Here is a 20554-nt window from a genome sequence, read left to right on the forward strand (position 1 = left end):
GGGTTATTATGCCTGCGTTTAATCAATCACGACAAACCATTATACGACTCATTTTTGGGATCACATTCTTAATTATTGTGGTTCGCTTATTCATACTGCAGGTAGTTTCTGATAAGTACAAGCTGCTGGCGCTGGACAATGCCGTGTACAGGAAGGTAGTATACCCCGACAGGGGAATTATTTTTGACAGGAATAATAAAGCGATTCTGAACAATACCATCATTTATGATCTTACGGTTACGCCCTACGAAGTAAAAAAAGTAGATACCTCTTTTTTATGTAACCTGTTAAGTATAGATACAACGGAGTTCAGGGAAAGGATCATTACAGCCATTATTAAAAACGGGCGTTACCGCCCCTCTGTTTTTGAAGGGCTGCTTCCGCTTGAGCTACAAGCCAGGTTAGAGGAAAACATCTGGCGGTTTCCCGGGTTTACACTCATTGAGCGCCCTATAAGAAATTATTTATTTAACGCGGGGGCCCATTTACTGGGCGATATTGGCGAAGTGGATACAGCCATCATCCGGCGGAGCAATTATTTTTACCAGATGGGTGATTTTGTAGGCAGATCGGGGCTGGAGCAATATTATGAAAGTGTGCTGATGGGTAAAAGAGGTATTCAAAACCTGATTAAGGATAACAGGAACCGTTTACAGGGCTCCTGGGAAAAGGGGAAGTATGATACCGCTGCGGCAGCGGGGCGTAACCTGTATACCTATTTAGACATTGAATTGCAGCAGTTGGCAGAAAAGTTAATGACCAATAAGGTGGGCAGCATAGTGGCTATTGATCCTCAAACGGGGGGTATTCTTGCCATGGCTTCGGGACCTTCATTCGACCCCAATGATCTTACCGGCAGTTCCCGTAGGGGAAAATATGCAAGCTTAGCATTAGATGTGTCGGCGCCGCTTATGAACAGGGCCACGAGGGGCTTATATGAACCGGGCTCTACCTTTAAACCTATTGGCGGACTGGTAGCGCTTGATATGGGCGTTATTACCGCTAATTATGGCGTAGCATGCAGCGGTGCCTATTATGGCTGCGCCAAAGTAATAAGATGCGAGCATCACAACCCGGGACACGCCGCCAATATGCGGCTGGCGCTGGCCAATTCCTGTAACTCTTATTTTAGCCAGATATACAGACTTACCTTAGATAACAATAAAGACAGGGCTGTAAAAAAAGGGTATACCCGGTGGAAAGATTATATGAACGCATTTGGCTGGGGGCAAAAATTAGGGGTAGATCTGCCCAATGAATTGCCGGGCAATATTCCGGATACAACAGAATATAATAAAGATTACAGGGGATACTGGAATTCCTGTACAAATGTTACGCTTGGCATAGGACAGGATAAGATGCAGGTAACGCCTGTGCAACTGGCTAATGCCATGTGCATTATTGCCAATAAGGGCTATTATTACACACCTCATTTTGTGGAAAAAATTGAAAATGAAACGGCAAAGGATACCCTGCTGAATAAGTTCAGGGAAAAGCATGCCGCATTAACACATATATCAGATGCAGATTACGAAGCCATTCATGCCGGCATGCAGGATGTGGTGGAAAGTGGCACCGCCAGGAGCGCCCGGATACCCGGCATTAATATTTGCGCTAAAACAGGTACGTCCGAAAAATATACTATCCTGGATGGCAAACGCATTAAACTGCCTAACAACTCCATGTTTGTTTGCTTTGCTCCAAGGGAGAATCCTAAAATTGCTATAGCCGTTGCGGTAGAAAATGCCGGGTTTGGCTCAACCTGGGCCGCTCCAATAGCTTCCTTTCTCATGGAAAAGTATCTTACGGATTCCATAAGAACCGACCGGATGAAAGAGGTGGAAAGAATATCCAATACGAATCTTATGCCTTCTTATCTCAAGCGTAAACAATTTATAGCAGACTCTACCAGAGCTTATTTTTATTTTAACCTGAGAAAAGACAGCAGTTATATTAAAAGATATTTACGCGGGTATACCAGCAATGAAAAAAAACCTGCAAAAGCAACTCGGCCTGCAAAAGTAAAAACATCCGAAAAAATCGTGAACAGCAGGAATATACAAACATCTGCCGACACCCCATCATCACATGCCTTTCCGGATAACAAGATCATACATATTAAAAGACCGTCCCGTAAGGCAGATACGATATGGATCAACGATGATAAATACCTGAAAAATCAAGCGTCCTGATGAGAACCAATGATAATGGCATAACAAAGAGTGTGGACGGATTGCTGCTGTGGCTCTATATTTTATTATGTATTATAGGTGTTGTAAGCATTTTTGCAGCTACCTACAATGAAGGCGATGATATAGTGGATAGCTTCCTTTCTTTCAGAACCGATTACGGAAAGCAATCCATGTTCTTTATCCTTTCGCTTTTTATAGGCATTGTAATACTTTTAACCGACAGCAAATTTTTTACAGCAACAGCCAATTTGTGGTATACTGCGGGTATTTTTTTATTGTTGCTCGTTTTCCCGTTTCACTCCAACATTAAAGGAACCGAATCTATTATTAAATTCGGGAATGCCTTTCAGTTACAGCCTATACAGCTATGCATTGTGTTTGCCAACCTGGCACTTTCGAAATACATCTCCCGTATTGAAACGGATTTTACCAAACTCCGGTCGCAGTTAATTGCCGCGTCTATTGTAGTTGCTCCTGCATTGCTGGCTATTTTGCAAAAAGAAACTGGTCTGGCACTCGTATATTTTTCTTTTTTCTTAGTGATGTTTCGCGAAGGCTTACCGGCTATTGTGCTGGTAATCGGTTTTTCGTTTGCCATACTGGTGGTGGCTACATTACTGGTGGAGCCTAATATACTGGCACTTATTCTTACCGGCATTGCCCTGCTTACGGCTTATTTTATGCGCAGGCAAATCAAGCGTCACAAATCTGTTTTATTCTGGATCATTACCATATGGGCCATTTGTGTAAGCATACAGCGTTTTGCCGTACCTTTTATTTTTGATCATGTGTTGCAACCTTACCAGGTAAAACGTATTTATGATACTATCGGTAAGGATTATATTCCAAAGGATGCTGCCGCGCTTGCCGATATTGAAAAAAACACAACGCAAAAAAAAGATGCCGGAAACTATAATGTAAAGCAAAGTAAAATTGCAATAGGCAGCGGCGGTTTGTTGGGTAAGGGGCTTTTAAAAGGCACGCAAACCCGCTATGCTTTTGTGCCTGAACAAAGAACCGATTTTATTTTCTGTACTATCGGAGAAGGTTTTGGCTTTGTGGGCAGCATGTTTTTCATATCTATTTATATTATTTTTCTCTTCCGGATTATTACTATCGCCGAAAGGCAGCGAAGCGCATTTAGCCGGTGTTATGCCTACGGAGTGGCTTCAGTGCTTTTCTTTCACATCGCTATCAATCTTTGCATGACTATGGGGCTGGCGCCTGTAATTGGTATCCCACTTCCTTTTGTGAGTTATGGAGGGTTGTCGCTGGTAACTTTTAGTGCTATGATATTTATATTACTTCGTCTGGATAAAGACAGGCAGATGGTGCTGAGATAATTTGAAATTTAAGATTTGAAATTATCTGCTATCTGTCAATACATTTGCCTTATGAAAATTATTCCTTTAAGCGAAGGCGCTTTTACGATAGATCAGTCCAAAGAGTTTGTGCCTTTTAACCTTACCAGTGATAATTTGCAGCAAAGGCCTGCCGGAAGCCTGCTGGTAGAAATTCAGCCATTTGTTGTTGTTACCGCGAAAGATGTTTTACTGATCGATACGGGATTAGGTTTTGCAAATGCGGATGGCACATTACAGATCCATCAAAATCTCATCAGCCATGATATTAGCCCTGCAGACATCACCAAAGTACTGATGAGTCACCTCCATAAAGATCACGCCGGCGGTGTGAGTATGCACAACAGCATCCTTAACCAACGGTTTCTGAGCTTCCCCCAGGCTACTTATTATATACAACAGGAAGAGCTATCGTTTGCGTTGCAAAAAGGGTTCCCTTCTTATATACCAGGTGAAATTGAAATACTGCAGCGGGCAGACAATGTGCACTTTTTACAGGGCGATGGCGTTATTGATGATTATATCCGTTACGAGGTTACCGGCGCACACAGTCCCTGGCACCAGGTATTTTGGATAGAAGAAAATGGCGAGACCATTTTTTTTGGAGCAGATGACGCTCCCCAGTTACACCAGATGAAAAGCAGGTTTGTAGCCAAATATGATTATGATGGCAAAAAATGTATGGAGTTGCGGCAGCAATGGTGGCAACAGGGCCAGCAGGAATTGTGGACATTCCTTTTTTATCATGATGTGAAAAACCCGGTGTGGAACTTTAAATAGGGGCAAAAAAATACTCCCGGTTATGCTGCCGGGAGTATGTATATAAAAATAAAATCGTTTAATTTCTTCTGTTGCCTGCATAAATAAGTATGTATTGCGCAAGCGTAACTATAGACGCTATAGCGGCAACCACATAAGTCATGGCAGCCCATTTTAAAGCGTCTTTTGCCATAGGGTACTCTTGTACATTAGTAACGTTAGTGTGCTGCAGCCAGGCCAGGGCTCTTTTACTGGCGTCAAACTCCACCGGCAGGGTTATCACTGAAAAGATGGTTATAAGCGCAAATAACACAATGCCTATGAGTAATAAGGAAGGAAATACCTTGATGAGGAGTATCCCGCCAATTAAAACCCATTGCACCAGCGTAGAACTGTATTGCACAATGGGTACCAGGCGGCTTCTTAACATTAACCACCGGTAGGAGGTGGCATGCTGAACAGCATGACCGCACTCATGGGCAGCTACAGCGGCGGCGGCTACGGATACCCCGTTGTATACGTCCGGGCTAAGGTTTACGGTTTTATTTAATGGGTTATAATGATCGGTTAAAAAACCATTGGACGCATTAACAGAAACATCATATATCCCGTTTTCTTTTAACATCTTTTCTGCCACTGCCCTACCTGTTAAGCCACTGGCGAGGCCAATTTTGCTGTAACGGGCAAACTTTCCCTTTAACTGCATGCTTACCAGCATACTAATTCCAACAAAAATGAGCGATACCACCCAAATTGATCCCATAGTCTTTTAGTATTTAATAGTTTATAAGTATAGCAAACTACCTACCATTTATAAATATTGCCATTAAATCCGGTAAAGCTGCGGGGCTAAAGTCTTTTTGTCAGTTGCATTATTTTTAAAAATATACAACTGACAACTTGACGAAATAAGCAGGCATTTCAGCATTTAAATTATTTTTATAACTAATTGACTTATAGTTAACTAACTACGATATATGACCTCCCTTACCGGGTAAAAAGTTATTCACAAGGGCTAAAATTAATTTTGTTATGTTTGAGCAATTTGTAATTTAGTGCAAGAATTTAATGGGTTAGTAAGTACTAAAGGGTCAGCGAAAGTTGACCCTTTAACTTTGAAATACTTTTTCTTTTACCCCCGCAACTTATCTTCTTCCCACTTTCTTTACGATTGTTTTATCCGCTTTTCTATAATCTTACAATCCTGTAAATCTTATTTATCTTTAGCGCATGAGCAAAATAAAAACTGCATTCTTTTGTAGTAATTGCGGCTATGAATCTGCTAAATGGACGGGAAAGTGTCCTTCATGCAGCGAGTGGAATACTTTTGTAGAAGAGCTTATTGAAAAACCGTCAAAAAATAATAAGGGATGGAAAGGATATAGTGACAATGGCAACGAAGTAAAAACAATTGCACTGCATGAAATAGCTGCCGGCGAAGAAAGAAGGGTTATTACGCCTGATGCAGAGTTGAACAGGGTTCTGGGCGGTGGTATGGTAAGTGGAAGTTTAGTACTGGTAGCAGGTGAACCGGGGATTGGCAAGTCAACTTTGTTCCTGCAAAACGGGTTGCTGCTTACCGATATGATTACTTTATACATTAGCGGGGAAGAAAGTGAACAGCAGATTAAAATGCGTGCCGACCGCCTCAATATCAGGAACGAAAACTTTTACCTGCTTACCGAAACATCAACACAAAATATATTCCAGGAAATTAAAAAATTAAAACCGCAGTTAGTTATTGTTGATTCCATTCAAACTTTGCATTCGCCCTATATTGAATCTTCGGCAGGAAGCGTGTCTCAGATCAGGGAATGCGCTTCCGAGTTTCAACGCTTTGCCAAAGAAACCAACACACCGGTTTTTTTAATAGGACATATTACCAAGGATGGAAGCATTGCGGGACCCAAGATCCTTGAGCATATGGTTGACACGGTACTTCAGTTTGAAGGCGATCAGCATTATGCCTACCGGATACTGCGCACCCTTAAGAACCGCTTTGGTTCCACATCCGAATTAGGAATATATGAAATGACGGGGGCGGGTATGCGGCCGGTATCCAATCCATCCGAAATACTGATCACCCAAAAAGAAGAACAGCTAAGTGGTATAGCTATAGCCGCTACGCTGGAAGGACAACGGCCTTTATTAATAGAAGTGCAGGCGCTGGTTACCCAGTCTGTTTACGGAACTCCCCAAAGAACAAGCAGTGGTTTTGACCTGCGCAGGCTTCAGCTACTGCTGGCCGTACTGGAAAAAAGAGGCGGCTTTCATTTTGGAATGAAAGATGTATTTGTGAATATTGCAGGAGGGCTAAAAGTAGAAGATCCTTCTATAGACCTGGCCATGGTAGGGGCTTTGCTAAGCTCCTATGAAGACATTCCCCTGCCCCAGCAGATTGCCTTTGCCGGCGAGGTTGGACTAAGCGGTGAAATAAGAGCCGTAAACCGTATAGAGCAACGTATTGCGGAAGCGGAAAAGTTAGGGTTTGAGAAGATGATCATCAGCAAATACAATCAAAAGGGCTTAAGCAAACAACATTACAGCATTGAGCTGGTAACCATGAGCAGGGTGGATGAGTTGTACAAATATTTTTTTTAAAATAAGACGCCTGATAAAAACTGTTTTCAATAGCGTGTCCCATCTTCTTTTCCCACACCTGTGCAATGGTTGTGGAAGTGATCTTATTAACGGGTACCACCTGATTTGTTTGAAATGCTACCAGCACCTGAATGAAACCGGTTTCGCATCGTTGCCCGGCAATCCCGTTGAAAAAGCGTTATGGGGAAGGCTAATGTGTAACAACGCAATGAGTCAGTATTATTTTACTAAAGACTCTTTATTGCAACAGCTTATTCACCAGTTTAAATATAAAGACAATAAAGAACTGGCCCATTACTTTGGAACGCTGATGGGGGAAACATTACAAGCATCCGCGAGGTTTCAAGTACCGGATGCACTTATTCCTTTACCCCTCTTTCCCGACAAAGAATATAAAAGAGGCTATAACCAGGCGGCCTTATTGTGCGAAGGCATTGCGGCGGTTTTGCAGGTACCGGTATTGAACAATGCTGTACTTCGCACACGGTACACTACTACCCAAACCCATAAAACACGTATGGAACGGTGGCAAAATGTAGAAGGTGTTTTTATGTGTGCCGCAAATACAGAACTGCAGCAAAAGAATATATTGCTGGTAGATGATGTAATTACCACCGGCGCCACCATAGAGGCCTGCGGCAATGCCATCCTGGAAGATGTTCCGGATGTGCAGTTAAGTATTGCCACTTTGGCCTATGCCGCCGCTTAAAGAATTTTACGTACAAATGAAAAGACTCATTTATTTTTTATTGTTTTTGTTTTTGCTGGAGGGCGCTATGTCCTGTAAAAAGCAAACTTTCATTACTGCCGAAAACGCAGCATTAACCATTACCGCCGACACGCTCCGGTTTGACACCCTGTTTACTTCCGTTGGATCAGTTACGCAATACTTTACCATCATTAACAGTAATACGCAAAAATTAAAATTAAGCAGCATAAAGCTCATGGGAGGCACCAGCTCCGCATATAAAATAAATGTGGATGGAAATGCTGCAACAGAACTAAGTAATGTGGAGATGAACGCGGGCGACAGCCTGTATGTATTTGTTTCCGTTACCATTGACCCCTCTTTAACTGATCTTCCGTTTATTGTGCAGGACAGCATCCAGGTAAACTACAATGGCAATCAAAAATACATTCAACTGGAAGCATACGGGCAAAACGCTCATTTTGTGCGCAACCTTTATATTGATACGCATACTACCTGGAACAACAAATTGCCCTATGTTATTTCGGGCGGAATTCAGGTTGCGCAAAACAGTACACTTACTATAGAAGAGGGCTGCCGTATTTATTTACATGCCAATGCACCATTTATTGTAGACGGTACCTTGATAGTGAACGGAACAGCGGCAAATCGGGTAAGTTTCCAAGGCGACAGGTTAGACCATGGATACCGCGATCTCCCGTCATCCTGGCCGGGCATCTATTTCAGGGAAAGCAGTATAAATAATAGTATCCAATATGGCATCATTAAAAATGCTTACCAGGGCATTATTGCCGTGGGACCCGCTACTAACACATTACCCAAGCTGCAACTGAGCGAATGCATAATAGATAATATATACGATACGGGTATATTATCCATCGGTTCGGGTATTGACGCTGTAAACTGCCTGATCAGTAACTGCGGATCCAATATTGTTATAAGCGCCGGCGGAACATACCGGTTCACGTATTGTACTGTAGTGAGCTACGACAATAGTTATATCAACCATAAAAAACCGGTGTTAACCCTAAGTAATACAGATGAGACAGGCAACAGTTATGGTCTCAATGCCCTGTTTCGTAATTGTATGGTATGGGCCGGGGGCGATAATGTGGAAAACGAAGTGTATACAAACAAAAAGGGGAACGCTGCTTTTAACATAGATTTTGATCACGTACTATATAAGGCAAAAGATATATCGCCGGATATTCATTTAATGAACAGCATTGCTAACCAGGATCCTTTATTTGACAGTATTAATGCCGGCAGGCGGTATTTTGATTTTCACATTGGTAAAAATATTTCCCCGGCCATAGGCGCAGGTATGAGCGTTTCCATCAGCAATGATCTCGATGGGAAAGAAAGAACGGGCATCCCTGACCTGGGCTGTTATACAAAACATTAACGCCGGATTCGGTTTTTTTACATCAACTTTGTATCTTACTATAAATTCTTCGGTATGATACGTTTATTATTGGTAACACTCGCTTTAACGATTGCCTCCTCTGTTTACGATTTTAAAGTAGACGGGCTGGAAGGCGGCACGATTGATCTTTCCCAATACAAAGGAAAAAAGATATTAATTGTAAACACAGCTTCCAAATGCGGGTTTACGCCGCAATATAAAGACCTGGAACAGTTGTATGAGCAGTATAAAGATAAGCTGGTGATTATAGGATTTCCGGCAAACAATTTTATGCGGCAGGAGCCGGGTACCAATGCAGAGATAAAGGAGTTTTGTGAAAAAAATTACGGCGTTACATTTCCTATGGCGGCAAAAGTTTCTGTAAAAGGAGATGATATACACCCCTTGTTTAAATATCTTGATGCCGAAGCGGAAAAGATCGGTATCAAGAATCCCATAAAGTGGAACTTCACTAAGTTTTTGATAGATGAAAAAGGAAAGCTGGTTACTGTTTTCCCCAGCAAAGTAAAACCCATGAGTGAAGAGGTATTGAAATACCTGAATTAACCCGGTATAAGAAAAATATGAAATGCCCGTATACATTAGGTGTACGGGTATTTTAATTTACGCAATCGGTTGAGCGGCATTTTATGCATGTGTTATATTAACTTGGAGCGAAATCACAGGGGAATGTTTACAATAGAAAAACATCAGCATAATGGATTTGATAAAGTTCTTTTAACAGATCATACTGCCCAAACTACGGTAGAGATTGTACCCGGTTGCGGAGCCATGCTGCATGCGTTTGTTGTGCAGGATGGCAATAGCTTCATCAATATTATTGACAGTTATAGCAACAAAAAGGAATTTGACGAAAAAGCTGAAGCTAATGGATTTAAAGGATTAAAATTATCACCTTTCCCCTGCAGGATACCCAACGGGGTATATCGTTTTAATGGCCGGCAATACCAGCTTAATCATTTTCTGCTTAATGGATCTGCCATACACGGATTCCTGTACAAACAACCGTTTGCGTTGGTGCAGGAACAGGCGTCAAACAATTCGGCATGTATAGCACTATTACATGAATATAAAGGTAATGATGCCGGCTATCCTTTTTCGTATAACTGCAGTGTTGAATACCACCTGGAAAAGGGAAACACATTAAGCATTATAACCACTATAACAAATACAGGCGTTTCGCCATTGCCTGTGGCAGACGGCTGGCATCCTTATTTTACTTTTGGTGGTAAGGTAGATGAGCTTGAATTGCATTTCCAGTCGCGGGAAATGCTGGAATTCATTAATCTTGTTCCTTCCGGGAAACTATTGCCTAACACCGCGTTCACTTCGCCTGCACGCATTGGTGAAACTGCGTTAGACAATTCATTTGTGCTGGATTTCAGCGAAGCGCAGCCCATGTGCATTTTACGCGATCCCGCTACGGGGTGGCAATTGGAAATAAGGCCCCAAAAGAGCTATCCTTATTTACAAATTTACATTCCACCCCACCGTAAAAGCATTGCTATTGAGAACCTCAGCGCACCACCCGATTCTTTTAATAACGGCATCGGACTTATTACACTCGCGGCAGGAGCCAGTACCAGCTTCTTAACACAGTATACCATAAGGAAGGAGGCGGTAAGTTTGTAGCTTTTAGGTTTCAGCTATCAGCCACTTACTACTACCGACAGGCTGAATACGTCTTCTTTCGCTTCTTACTACCCCCTTATTGTTGGAATTTCGGGCTATGGTCTTCGGATTTAGTATTTGAGATTTATCCACCGCGGCGAACAGGTTTATTTTTTGTGATTTGATTCCTGATGCTTTATATTCTCTTCGGATTCTCACACCGCATGAATACAATAAGTAACCACTCCCCATATTGAGAAATCGGCGGCAGAGGGGTCTATATCTATTGGCGACAGTTTACGCGTTTCGGGTATCAGCCTTATTTTATTAAAGGTTTTCTCCAGCCGCCGGATCAGCATTTCACCATTAAGCACAGCAATCACTATTTTACCGCTAACGGCTTTCGCCGAACGGTCAACAATTACCGTATCGCCGCTAAAAATACCGGCATCAATCATCGCTTCGCCGCTCACTTTCATTATAAAAGTAGCCGGTTTGTTACGGATCAGTTGTTCGTTCAGGTCAATACCTCTTTCCATATAGTCATCCGCGGCAGCGCTAAAGCCTGTAGCATTGGCATGCGCCACATTCCATTGATTAAACCGCTTCGAACCCCGGTAGGCGCTGGTGTAAGTAATTTCTCCGTCCATATAATTGTTTTTGTAATTACTAATAATTTTAGTAAATTTATGCTAAATATCTGATCATTCAAAATGGTTTTTATGGATAATAATATTCAAATGCTGCCCGGTTACCGCATTAACGAATACCTGCTGGTATTGCGTCCGCCGGAAGAGTTATGGAACAAAATTGTAAAAGTAAAAGAAGGTTTTGCTGCAACTTACCAGTGTGCGCAGGCACGGTGGGGTTTGCCCCATATTACACTGGCAAAATTTGTGCAATACGAAATGATGGAAGCCCGCATTGTGAACCGGCTCAAAATCGTGGGTATGGGTCAATATCCGTTTAAGGCAGAGTTGCGCGATTACGGCAGCTTCCCTTCTCACAGCATTTATATTAATGTGGCAACTAAAATTCCGCTGCAGCAGCTTATTAAACAGGTACGCAGCGAAGGGCAGCGCTTAATGAAATTAAATGATGATAACAAGCCGCATTTTATAATGGAGCCGCATCTAACGGTAGCGCGTAACCTGCAACCCTGGCAGTATGAAAAAGCATGGATGGAATACAGCAACAGGCAATTTACCGGCCGCTTTATTACGGATAGCATGCTGCTGCTGAAGCGGGCTCAAAACGAAATGGCCTACCAGGTTGTTCAACGGTTCGCATTCCAGAATTTACCGGTAGCTACAATACAGGGAGAATTGTTTGGATAGTTGCCCGGGTATGCCGCCCTATTACTGTAGGCCAACGTGGCTAATTGCACACCTGCACACTTTGTAACAACATGAACTGATTTAAATATAAGACGTCAATGGTAAATAGTAGTGAGCAAAAAGATTTCGAGCCACTTACAGCAAGAGCGCAGTGGTTAGCTAACCAGGTAATGGATATTGCAATGTGCATTCATAGAGCATTTGGCCCCGGATTAATGGAAAGTGTATATGAAAAATGTTTCTGCTGTGAATTGGGTAAGAGAAATATTCCTTTTGAAAGGTAAAAGACTGTCCGGTTACAATTTGACGGACTGGTAATTGATGAAGGCCTGCGGATTGATATACTTGTAGATGGATTGGTTGTTGTAGAATTAAAAGCACAAGAGTATTACCATCCTGTATGGGACGTACAGGTGCTGAATTATTTGAAACTAAGTGGAAAACGTTTAGGTTATATATTAAACTTTACTGTACTCCTGATGAAAAAGGGAATTAAAAGAATGATTATGTAATGAACGGACAAATTGGTATTGGAACGCAGGGACGCGGAGACACTATGCTACAGAGAAAACAAAGGCATTTTCCGCGCTTTGCGCGCGAGTGCTTCAAAAAAATAAGAATCGTAGAGAACAAGACATCCTCCGTGTCTCTGTGACACCGTGTTTCAAAACAAAAAAGTATGGAATTTTTCAGATTATCTGATCGTGTGCAAAGAAGATGAGTTCGGCATTAATCCCATTTTATTAACAAGTTTGAATCAATTTTATGTCAGAAAAACTTAAGCAGGATCACTATAAAGTTTCCGCCAAAACAAAAGAGGAAACAGAGCAATATTTGCAGGGGCGTGGTGCGCAGTTCAACACAAAAAACCGTTTTTTGAAAGACGAGCGTACAAGGGAACATGCGGAAGCCATTGACGACTGGTCGGAAGACAATACCCCCACGCAATACCTGGAGCAATTGTCGAAAACCATTGTAAATAAAGTAGAGAGTCCGGATGTGGGCATGGCATACAGCATGAATGCTTATGCCGGCTGTGAGCATGGCTGTATTTACTGCTATGCCCGTAATGTGCATGAATACTGGGGCTATAGCGCAGGACTGGATTTTGAACGAAAGATCATAGTGAAAAAAAACGCTCCGCAATTGTTGCGCAAACAACTCATGCATCCCAAATGGGAGGTTATGCCCATTATGCTGAGCGGCAATACCGATTGTTATCAGCCCGCAGAACAAAAATACCGGCTAACGCGCGGACTGTTAGAAGTGTGCAATGAATTTAACCAGCCGGTTGGCATCCTTACCAAGAACGCGTGGATCATTAAAGACAAGGACGTGCTGCAGGAGTTGGCCAAAAAGCGCCTGGTATCTGCAATGGTTTCCATTACTTCGTTTAATGAAGATTTGCGGAGGGTGATGGAGCCCCGCACCACTACAGCCAAACAGCGACTGAAAGTGATAGAGGAATTAAGCAGTGCCGGCATTCGCATGGGGGTAATGATGGGTCCCATGATCCCGGGACTCAATGATCACGAAATGCAGCGCATTATGAAAGCCGCGGCAGATGTGGGCGCTGTGTTTACCGCCTATACATTCATCCGTTTAAATGGCGCTATACAATTCCTGTTTCACGATTGGCTGTATAAAAATTTTCCCGGCAGGGCGGATAAGGTATGGCACTTAATAGAGCAGAGCCACGATGGAAAAGTAAACGATACCCGGTGGGGTCTTCGTATGCGCGGTGAAGGCGCTATAGCGGAGATCATAACGCAACAGTATAAAAAGTACGGCAAAATGTATCGCATGAATGAAGATAGCTTTGAACTGGATACTACCATTTTCAGGAGGCCCGGACAGCAGGGGAGCTTGTTTTAGAATAAATCCTTACTATGACTGCTAAACATAACATTCATAATTGCCTAACTTTGCAGCAAAACAAATCTTTGAAAGTCACGTTTTTATTGTACATAAATAGTATACTGTCACATAATGAGTAATGATCATACAATAGAAAAGCTCTTAACTGAATATCAATCAACGCTTGAACAATACAAACGAGTAACATCCACATTTTCCAAAGAAACCCTTTTTGAATACAATGAAATCCTCCTTTCAGCTTATTCATGCGCGATAGAAGGCAACAGCTTTTCTGTTAACGACACAAAGGAACTGAAAGAGCATGGGCTTAATCTGAAGCTTCAGAATAAATCCATGATTGAAGCCTATGAAATCTTAGACCACTTTAAAGCTTTTGAATACCTGTTTACTAACCTGGAATTACCTCTGACAGAACAATTGCTGGTAGATACGCATAAGCTGCTTACTAATAATACGATTCAATATACCAAAGGTTATGCACCGGGAGAATATACCAAATCAAGGATGGCAGCAGGCGACACCATATTTCCTGATCATGAAACCAGCATCGCCAACGTGCCGGCTTTAATGGAGCAGACACAAGCAGCATTAGAAAAAAAAACAGTTCATCCAATTGAAATAGCTGCCAAATTCCACAAATATTTTATCTATCTCCACCCATTTCCTGACGGTAACGGCAGACTTGGACTACTCTTGTCAAATTTTATTCTGGCTAAAGCCGGCCACCCATATGTTATCATCGAAGCAAAACAAAAAGAGGAGTATATTAATGCACTTAAGTTTTCACATAAGCACAATGATTTAAATGTAATATCATCTTTTTTTATTCAGACCTCTATCAACAGGATGAAACAGGAAATGCATCAGGCTTCGCAAAATCCTGTACAAAATAATTCGCAAAAAGTTGCCAATAACAAATCAGGGGGAATGAAGTTTATTTTTTAATTGTAGCTTTTTTCAAACTTTCACGCTCACCTCACTATTTCCCAACCGGATTTTTCATTTGCCCTTTCCAATTTTTGCAGTATGCTGATCTCGCTTTCCACATTATTAATATCTACAGCGGTTAATCCTATATACATTTCCTTACCGGATTGCGGCAACAGGGATAATGCCAGTACATAGTCCAGCGAATCCGAAACAGCCGGGATGAGTTTTAATGGCGCCCTGTTGGAAATATCGGTATCTTCCAAGGAAGAAAAAGCATACAGGGCAAATTGCCGCAGGCGTTTTTCTTTATCAATATAGGCGGCGTTTATCCTTACCTGTTGGTGCTGCACATTGCCTTCGGTGGCGATAGCGTTAATTACCGGTGGAACGGGTGGTATGCTGTCTATCCACGGCATTGGGGGAATTAAAGCGGGATGTTGATAATAGTGCTGCTGCAAACTGTCGTTCCATCCGTTAGGGTTCTTTAAAAAAGATTTGCTGCTGAAATAAACCTGTCCCTGTATGGTGCTGTACGATCTCGCGTCTCTTATTTGCATGGGAATAATATTCCTGTCGCGCCACCGGGCATTGGTTCCTGCTTTGTATATGCCCAATCCTATATAACAATGTTTACCGTAGCTGTGCCGGCTCCACCACTCAACCAGCACTTCATACGGCGCTGCCCTGTGACCGTGTTCCCAGTACAACTGGGGTACTACGTAGTCAATATATCCTTCTTTCAGCCACAATAGTATATCCGCATACAGGTCATCGTAATTGGTTTGCCCGGCTTTGGTGTCGCTGCCCAAACTATCCTTGTCCTTATTGCGCCATACCCCGAAGGGGCTGATGCCGAATTTGCAGTGCGGGTTTTCCTGCCGGATACCACGATGCAGCTTAACAATAATAGAATCCACATTACTCCTGCGCCAGTCGCCCCTGTCCATACCCCCGCCATACGCCGCATAGGTTTTGTCATCCGGGAACTCCTGCCCCGCTATCCTGTAGGGGTAAAAGTAGTCGTCAAAATGAAGTGCATCCACATCATACCGGCTAACAATATCGCGGATCACATGCACCACAAATTCCTGGGCCTGTTTATTTCCCGGATCAAAATACCTTTTGCCTCCATACGCTACAAACCATTCGGGATGTATTTTAGTAATATGGGTAGGCGAAATGGAAGATTTGCCGATCTGTAATTCCGCCCTGTAGGGATTGCACCAGGCATGAAATTCCAGTCCTCTTTTATGCGCCTCTTCAATCATAAACTGCAATGGATCATAATAAGGAGACGGGGGGCGGCCCTGCTTACCCGTAAGCCACTCACTCCAGGGCTCATAAGGCGAAGGATAAAAAGCGTCTGTTGCCGGGCGGATCTGCACAATAACCGCATTCATTCCATTTTGCACATGCATATCCAGCAGTTTCCTGTATTCCGCTTTCTGGCTCTCGGAATTATAGTTGCCTTTTGAGGGCCAATCAATATTATCTACAGTGGCAATCCATGCGGCACGAAATTCATATTTAGGTTGTGCAACGCAAAAAACAAAAGGATAAACGGCAGCCCAGAGAATAAGCAGAATTTTCATGCAACAAGTATAATAATAAAGGAACAATAAACCTTTGAAGATAGTTTCAAATTTAACCTGCAATTATACATTTAAAATAGCATAGTAATGGATACACTTCTAATCCGGCTTCCTGATCTTGTCTAACAATTGGTTGAGCGTTTTTACCTCCGTTTGCGACAGTGCATGTAAAAGTGCATCCATTTCTTCATTTCTGCGATCCAAACGCTCCAGCATAGCCATACCTTTTGAAGTAATAGCAATATCTACCAGGCGTTTATCGGTGAGGCAGGTTTTTTTGTTCACCAGCCCTTTTATTGTTAACCGGTCTACAATACGGCTGGTATCACTCATCTTGTCCAGCATTCTTTCCCTGATTTGCATGGTAGAAATGGGTTTGGGATAAGCACCTCTCAGTATACGGAGGATATTGAACTGTTGCGGTGTAATTTTTTCCCCGTTGAAAAGTTTTTTCTGGCGTTCCATAATCCAGTTGCAGGTATAGATCATATTGATAATGCCTTTTTGGTGTTCATTACGGAATGCAGGCTGGCGGATATCCTCTTCTAACGACATGCTAATGGTTTGTTGCAAAAATATATTTTTAAATCATTTTTAACATTATATTCAAAAACAAGTTGATTTCTTACGGTCAAACACCACATAGCATCATAGTTAGTAATGTTTCGTAAATTTGTTTAACCTGAAAATTACAGATCATGTTTTTTAAACCGCTTTATACCTTACTGATCGTTCCCATGATCTTTTGCCAGTGTAGTTTTTCACAACCACCTCAAAAAAAATCATCAGTGTATATGGATAATACAAATAATAAAAATAAAGTGTACTCCCGTACGGACAAATCGAAGGTTAACCTTAGTGATGCCGAATGGAAAAATGTTCTACCCGAAGACGTTTTTTATATAGCCCGGAAAAAAGGAACAGAAAGACCGTGGAGCAGTAAATATGAAAAATTTAGCGAAGTGGGAACCTACTACTGTGCGGCCTGCGGCAATTCCTTATTCAGAAGCGATACCAAATTTGAAAGCGGCTGTGGCTGGCCCAGCTTTTACGAGCCTGTTACCAAAGGCAGCATTATTTATGCGCCCGATCATACGGCAGGAATGGAAAGAACAGAAGTAATGTGCGGACGGTGCAAAGCGCACCTGGGACATGTGTTTGAAGACGGACCTCCGCCAACAGGCTTAAGATATTGTATTAACGGGGTAGTGCTTGATTTTGAAAAAGCAGCCGCGGCCGAAAAGAAATATAAAGCAGAAAACAAAGCAGGCTGATTACAGCGCAAAAGAGCGCATGAGATTCAGTATGCAGGTGTGACCATGCTGGCTGCAGTATACTATTTTAAAAAGGATAGCCGCAGATGCGCAGCAATCATCTGCGCATCTGCGGCGAAAATAAACGGGCAAAAGGAATAGGCTATGCACCTTTTGGATGTGGTATGTTTTCTTTTACAAAATCATAAGCATAGGTTTTAATCATATCCCTTACGCTTCTGAACTGCTGCATGATCTCCTCCTCAGTGCCTTTTGCCTTTGCAGGGTCGGGAAAATGATGATGAAACTGCTGCGCGTTTGAAGGGAAAACCGGGCATCTTTCCTTTGCATTGTCACAAACCGTAATAATATAATCAAAATTAATATGCCGGTATTCTTCTATATTATTAGAAGTATGTTTTGAAATATCAATGCCATCGTTGTTCATAATTGCTATGGCACGCGGGTTTACGCCATGCGTTTCTATACCGGCACTGTATACGGCTGCCCCGCTGCCTGCAAAATGTCTCAGGTATCCTTCTGCTATCTGGCTACGGCAACTGTTGCCGGTACAGAGTACTAAAATATGCTTCATTTACACGTATTAATTTACTGGCAACAGCCGGATCCGCAACAGGCATCCTTTTCTAACACGGGTTTTTCTGCGTATACCGTAATGCTGAATATGCCGGTTTGGTCTGTTTTATAATTCTGCAATTCGTTTTCGTTCAGGTAGCTTTTCAGGATGTCATCCGGAATAACGACAGCCTTCTCTTTTTGCAATAGTATATTTTCAAAACCATTTGCCTGTATCAATGCCAAATAAGTGCTTTTTTGAATGGCGCCGGCCACACAGCCCGCATACATTTCTGCATCTTTTCTTAGGTTACCGGGAAGTTCACCCACCAGCACAATATCTGAAATGCTGAAATGTGCGCCCGGTTTGAGAACCCTGTATATTTCTTTAAAAACCTTTGCTTTATCAGGAACAAGATTAAGCACGCAATTGCTTACAATAACATCGGCCACACCGGCGGCAACAGGCATATTGTCAATATCACCCTGCCTGAATTCAACATTGGTATAACCCAGGTTTTCAGCGTTCGCCTTTGCTTTTACAATCATGGCAGGCGTAAAATCAATGCCAATTACCTTACCCGCTGCCCCGGTTTCTGCTCTTGCCACAAAACAGTCATTGCCGGCCCCGCTGCCCAGGTCAATAACCGTATCGCCCTCCTTTATTTTCGCAAACTGTGTGGGCAGTCCGCAACCCAGTCCTAAATCGGCATCGGGAACATATCCTTCCACCTTGCTGTAATCATCAGTCATAATATTATATACTTCGGTGGAGCAGCCACCGGCACCGCAGCACGATGACTGGTTGGTTGCTTTATCCTGTAAGGCTATTTCACTGTATTTCTGCCTTACTATTGCTTTGAGTTGTTCCTGTGCTGACATATATTTAATTTAAAATGTATAATCGAAATAGTATGATTGATCTGTTCAAAAAAAGTTAGCAGCATTTCCCTGCAAGACCTTTATATAATGAAAACAAATCGCTCATGTAATTTTTGGCGATATTCCATTCCGTTTCATTTATGCAATAGCAAACTTTTACTCCTTCTATATCTCCTTTTATTAAACCCGCGGCTTTCAGCTCTTTTAAATGCTGCGATACCGTACTTTGCGATAAAGGCAACCCGTCTACTATATCGCCACAGATACAGGCCTGCTTATTGATCAGTAATTTCAATATGGCTACCCGTGCGGGGTGCGCCAGTGCTTTGGCATATTTTGCTAACTTGTTATCTTTTACCGAAAACGCTTCTGCTTTTGTTGTACCCATTGCTTAAATTGTATCGCAATATTACGATTGATATTAAAAATAGAAAAATTTTTCTGTAGTATCCTTTTTTTGTATTCCTTTTGCACGGAGGCATTATTGTGAATTATATGCTTAAACAACTACTTTTTATAGGCATCGGCGGCGGTATTGGCAGCATATTGCGCTACACGGTGCAGTGGCTTCTGAGCCGGCACACCAGTATGGTATTTCCTGCGGGTACATTTATTGCAAATATTACCGGCTGCTTTTTAATAGGACTATTTTATGCCCTGGCGGCTAAGGATAATATGCTCAGTATGGAATGGCGGCTATTTTTAATTACCGGGATTTGCGGGGGCTACACTACCTTTTCCAGCTTTTCGTACGAGAATATGATGCTGCTGAAGCAGGGATATTACCTGCAATTTTTATTATATGCCGGGCTGAGTGTTTTGCTGGGCTTACTGGCTACGGTGGGCGGAATGGCAGCGGGTAAATAAGCCGGTTTTAAACAAGATAAAGAATAAATGATGCACTGCCATGGCCATTTATCCTGCAGATTATACCTTTACTTTTTACGCCAACTTAGCTCAGGTGGCAGAGCATTTCATTCGTAATGAAAGGGTCATCGGTTCGAATCCGATAGTTGGCTCTAATAAATCCCCGGTATTATTATTAGCTCATTCCTGCTTGTCTGATTTGTTTTGCGACAAAAGCAACTGGTCTATCTTTTCGTCTATCTGCTTTAATTGCCCCAATATTACCCATGCAGTAAGGCTATCTTCTTCATTTAATACGCTTTGCAGTCTGTCTTCTCCATTAAGTACATCCTTCAGGGAGCCATTTTCTAAGTCGCTCAGTAAAAGGTCATTAATATTAACTCCAAATATTTTGGATAATTCTATTACTTTCTCCAGCCCCGGCCGGCTTACATTGTTTTCATAATTAGACCAGGTGTTTGGCGAAATGCCGCACCTGTCCTTCATTTCGGACTGTTTCCATTTGTTTTTTTTGCGTAAAAACCTAAGATTTTTATGTAAGTAACTCCCCGTCATTCTATTTTTTTAAAAAAAAATACCA

21 protein-coding genes, 1 tRNA gene and 1 pseudogene are annotated in these 20554 nt (G+C 42.2%); 15 read left to right on the forward strand and 8 right to left on the reverse strand.

Annotated features, from left to right (window positions below):
• Window positions 1-8 precede the first annotated feature (8 nt).
• Genes mrdA through VL121_RS17380 form a run of 3 tightly spaced genes read left to right on the forward strand, consistent with a single transcriptional unit; the run spans window position 9 to window position 4333 of the window.
• Complete coding sequence (gene mrdA, locus VL121_RS17370; protein ID WP_325407706.1) at window positions 9-2192, forward strand: penicillin-binding protein 2; 2184 nt, start codon at window positions 9-11, stop codon at window positions 2190-2192.
• Window positions 2192-3535 (forward strand): rod shape-determining protein RodA, encoded by a 1344-nt coding sequence (gene rodA / locus VL121_RS17375; protein ID WP_325407709.1) that lies wholly within the window; start codon window positions 2192-2194, stop codon window positions 3533-3535. Before mrdA ends, rodA begins: the two co-directional genes overlap by 1 nt.
• A 51-nt stretch (window positions 3536-3586) precedes the next feature.
• Entirely contained in the window at window positions 3587-4333 is a 747-nt protein-coding gene (locus tag VL121_RS17380) for an MBL fold metallo-hydrolase (protein WP_325407711.1), read from the forward strand.
• 58 nt (window positions 4334-4391) lie between these two features.
• Here VL121_RS17380 and VL121_RS17385 read toward each other — a convergent pair whose 3' ends face one another.
• The gene (locus VL121_RS17385) at window positions 4392-5075 is read right to left on the reverse strand and encodes a zinc metallopeptidase (protein ID WP_325407713.1); all 684 of its coding nucleotides are present in this window, start codon (window positions 5073-5075) and stop codon (window positions 4392-4394) included.
• 467 nt (window positions 5076-5542) lie between these two features.
• Between VL121_RS17385 and radA the strand changes: the two genes are divergently transcribed.
• The 5 genes from radA (at window position 5543) to VL121_RS17410 (ending at window position 10680) form a co-directional block, all read left to right on the forward strand.
• Window positions 5543-6913, forward strand: coding sequence for a DNA repair protein RadA (gene radA, locus VL121_RS17390; RefSeq protein ID WP_325407715.1), 1371 nt, complete (start codon window positions 5543-5545; stop codon window positions 6911-6913).
• Window positions 6914-6947: 34 nt separating this feature from the next.
• Window positions 6948-7622, forward strand: coding sequence for a ComF family protein (locus VL121_RS17395; RefSeq protein WP_325407717.1), 675 nt, complete (start codon window positions 6948-6950; stop codon window positions 7620-7622).
• A 16-nt stretch (window positions 7623-7638) separates the two neighbouring features.
• Complete coding sequence (locus VL121_RS17400) at window positions 7639-9027, forward strand: hypothetical protein (protein WP_325407719.1); 1389 nt, start codon at window positions 7639-7641, stop codon at window positions 9025-9027.
• Window positions 9028-9081: 54 nt separating this feature from the next.
• Window positions 9082-9594 (forward strand): glutathione peroxidase, encoded by a 513-nt coding sequence (locus VL121_RS17405; RefSeq protein WP_325407721.1) that lies wholly within the window; start codon window positions 9082-9084, stop codon window positions 9592-9594.
• Between the two features lie 123 nt (window positions 9595-9717).
• On the forward strand, window positions 9718-10680 hold the full coding sequence (locus VL121_RS17410; protein WP_325407723.1) for an aldose 1-epimerase: 963 nt from the start codon (window positions 9718-9720) through the stop codon (window positions 10678-10680).
• Window positions 10681-10874: 194 nt separating this feature from the next.
• On the opposite strand, the gene VL121_RS17415 is transcribed toward VL121_RS17410, so the two are convergent.
• On the reverse strand, window positions 10875-11309 hold the full coding sequence (locus VL121_RS17415) for a LexA family protein (protein ID WP_325407725.1): 435 nt from the start codon (window positions 11307-11309) through the stop codon (window positions 10875-10877).
• Between the two features lie 72 nt (window positions 11310-11381).
• Here VL121_RS17415 and VL121_RS17420 point away from each other — a divergent pair, with 72 nt between their 5' ends.
• The 4 genes and pseudogenes from VL121_RS17420 (at window position 11382) to VL121_RS17430 (ending at window position 14819) form a co-directional block, all read left to right on the forward strand.
• The gene (locus tag VL121_RS17420) at window positions 11382-11996 is read left to right on the forward strand and encodes a 2'-5' RNA ligase family protein (protein ID WP_325407727.1); all 615 of its coding nucleotides are present in this window, start codon (window positions 11382-11384) and stop codon (window positions 11994-11996) included.
• A gap of 98 nt (window positions 11997-12094) precedes the next feature.
• Window positions 12095-12508 (forward strand): annotated as a pseudogene (locus VL121_RS21755) (GxxExxY protein).
• 253 nt (window positions 12509-12761) lie between these two features.
• Complete coding sequence (locus VL121_RS17425) at window positions 12762-13871, forward strand: PA0069 family radical SAM protein (protein WP_325407729.1); 1110 nt, start codon at window positions 12762-12764, stop codon at window positions 13869-13871.
• A gap of 114 nt (window positions 13872-13985) precedes the next feature.
• The gene (locus VL121_RS17430; protein ID WP_325407731.1) at window positions 13986-14819 is read left to right on the forward strand and encodes a Fic family protein; all 834 of its coding nucleotides are present in this window, start codon (window positions 13986-13988) and stop codon (window positions 14817-14819) included.
• 26 nt (window positions 14820-14845) lie between these two features.
• On the opposite strand, the gene VL121_RS17435 is transcribed toward VL121_RS17430, so the two are convergent.
• Both VL121_RS17435 and VL121_RS17440 read right to left on the reverse strand, forming a co-directional pair.
• Window positions 14846-16396: a glycoside hydrolase family 10-like protein gene (locus tag VL121_RS17435; RefSeq protein ID WP_325407733.1), complete on the reverse strand. Its 1551-nt coding sequence runs from the start codon at window positions 16394-16396 to the stop codon at window positions 14846-14848.
• A gap of 99 nt (window positions 16397-16495) precedes the next feature.
• Window positions 16496-16969 (reverse strand): MarR family winged helix-turn-helix transcriptional regulator, encoded by a 474-nt coding sequence (locus tag VL121_RS17440; protein ID WP_325407735.1) that lies wholly within the window; start codon window positions 16967-16969, stop codon window positions 16496-16498.
• A gap of 221 nt (window positions 16970-17190) precedes the next feature.
• Here VL121_RS17440 and msrB point away from each other — a divergent pair, with 221 nt between their 5' ends.
• A complete protein-coding gene (msrB, locus tag VL121_RS17445) occupies window positions 17191-17670 on the forward strand; it encodes a peptide-methionine (R)-S-oxide reductase MsrB (RefSeq protein ID WP_325407737.1) in 480 nt (159 codons plus the stop codon).
• A 142-nt stretch (window positions 17671-17812) separates the two neighbouring features.
• Here msrB and VL121_RS17450 read toward each other — a convergent pair whose 3' ends face one another.
• The 3 genes from VL121_RS17450 to VL121_RS17460 are packed head-to-tail and all read right to left on the reverse strand — an operon-like array spanning window position 17813 to window position 19495.
• Entirely contained in the window at window positions 17813-18244 is a 432-nt protein-coding gene (locus VL121_RS17450; RefSeq protein WP_325407739.1) for an arsenate reductase ArsC, read from the reverse strand.
• A 14-nt stretch (window positions 18245-18258) separates the two neighbouring features.
• Complete coding sequence (locus VL121_RS17455) at window positions 18259-19107, reverse strand: arsenite methyltransferase (RefSeq protein ID WP_325407741.1); 849 nt, start codon at window positions 19105-19107, stop codon at window positions 18259-18261.
• A gap of 55 nt (window positions 19108-19162) precedes the next feature.
• Window positions 19163-19495 (reverse strand): ArsR/SmtB family transcription factor, encoded by a 333-nt coding sequence (locus tag VL121_RS17460; RefSeq protein WP_325407743.1) that lies wholly within the window; start codon window positions 19493-19495, stop codon window positions 19163-19165.
• A gap of 107 nt (window positions 19496-19602) precedes the next feature.
• Here VL121_RS17460 and crcB point away from each other — a divergent pair, with 107 nt between their 5' ends.
• On the forward strand, window positions 19603-19974 hold the full coding sequence (gene crcB, locus VL121_RS17465) for a fluoride efflux transporter CrcB (RefSeq protein WP_325407745.1): 372 nt from the start codon (window positions 19603-19605) through the stop codon (window positions 19972-19974).
• A 79-nt stretch (window positions 19975-20053) separates the two neighbouring features.
• Window positions 20054-20126, forward strand: a tRNA-Thr gene (locus tag VL121_RS17470).
• A 28-nt stretch (window positions 20127-20154) separates the two neighbouring features.
• On the opposite strand, the gene VL121_RS17475 is transcribed toward VL121_RS17470, so the two are convergent.
• Complete coding sequence (locus VL121_RS17475) at window positions 20155-20529, reverse strand: helix-turn-helix domain-containing protein (protein ID WP_325407747.1); 375 nt, start codon at window positions 20527-20529, stop codon at window positions 20155-20157.
• Window positions 20530-20554: the final 25 nt, after the last annotated feature.

Origin of the sequence: Agriterribacter sp., assembly GCF_035497235.1 — a bacterium.
Lineage (GTDB): Bacteria > Bacteroidota > Bacteroidia > Chitinophagales > Chitinophagaceae > Agriterribacter.

Coding starts and splice junctions, on each gene's coding strand:
- VL121_RS17450 (WP_325407739.1), bottom strand. CDS start 18,244: ATGAAGCATATTTTAGTACTCTGTACCGGCAACAGTTGCCGTAGCCAG.
- VL121_RS17415 (WP_325407725.1), bottom strand. CDS start 11,309: ATGGACGGAGAAATTACTTACACCAGCGCCTACCGGGGTTCGAAGCGG.
- VL121_RS17430 (WP_325407731.1), top strand. CDS start 13,986: ATGAGTAATGATCATACAATAGAAAAGCTCTTAACTGAATATCAATCA.
- VL121_RS17435 (WP_325407733.1), bottom strand. CDS start 16,396: ATGAAAATTCTGCTTATTCTCTGGGCTGCCGTTTATCCTTTTGTTTTT.
- msrB (WP_325407737.1), top strand. CDS start 17,191: ATGGATAATACAAATAATAAAAATAAAGTGTACTCCCGTACGGACAAA.
- VL121_RS17405 (WP_325407721.1), top strand. CDS start 9,082: ATGATACGTTTATTATTGGTAACACTCGCTTTAACGATTGCCTCCTCT.
- VL121_RS17455 (WP_325407741.1), bottom strand. CDS start 19,107: ATGTCAGCACAGGAACAACTCAAAGCAATAGTAAGGCAGAAATACAGT.
- VL121_RS17425 (WP_325407729.1), top strand. CDS start 12,762: ATGTCAGAAAAACTTAAGCAGGATCACTATAAAGTTTCCGCCAAAACA.
- VL121_RS17460 (WP_325407743.1), bottom strand. CDS start 19,495: ATGGGTACAACAAAAGCAGAAGCGTTTTCGGTAAAAGATAACAAGTTA.
- VL121_RS17380 (WP_325407711.1), top strand. CDS start 3,587: ATGAAAATTATTCCTTTAAGCGAAGGCGCTTTTACGATAGATCAGTCC.
- VL121_RS17400 (WP_325407719.1), top strand. CDS start 7,639: ATGAAAAGACTCATTTATTTTTTATTGTTTTTGTTTTTGCTGGAGGGC.
- VL121_RS17475 (WP_325407747.1), bottom strand. CDS start 20,529: ATGACGGGGAGTTACTTACATAAAAATCTTAGGTTTTTACGCAAAAAA.
- rodA (WP_325407709.1), top strand. CDS start 2,192: ATGAGAACCAATGATAATGGCATAACAAAGAGTGTGGACGGATTGCTG.
- radA (WP_325407715.1), top strand. CDS start 5,543: ATGAGCAAAATAAAAACTGCATTCTTTTGTAGTAATTGCGGCTATGAA.
- mrdA (WP_325407706.1), top strand. CDS start 9: ATGCCTGCGTTTAATCAATCACGACAAACCATTATACGACTCATTTTT.
- VL121_RS17410 (WP_325407723.1), top strand. CDS start 9,718: ATGTTTACAATAGAAAAACATCAGCATAATGGATTTGATAAAGTTCTT.
- crcB (WP_325407745.1), top strand. CDS start 19,603: ATGCTTAAACAACTACTTTTTATAGGCATCGGCGGCGGTATTGGCAGC.
- VL121_RS17385 (WP_325407713.1), bottom strand. CDS start 5,075: ATGGGATCAATTTGGGTGGTATCGCTCATTTTTGTTGGAATTAGTATG.
- VL121_RS17420 (WP_325407727.1), top strand. CDS start 11,382: ATGGATAATAATATTCAAATGCTGCCCGGTTACCGCATTAACGAATAC.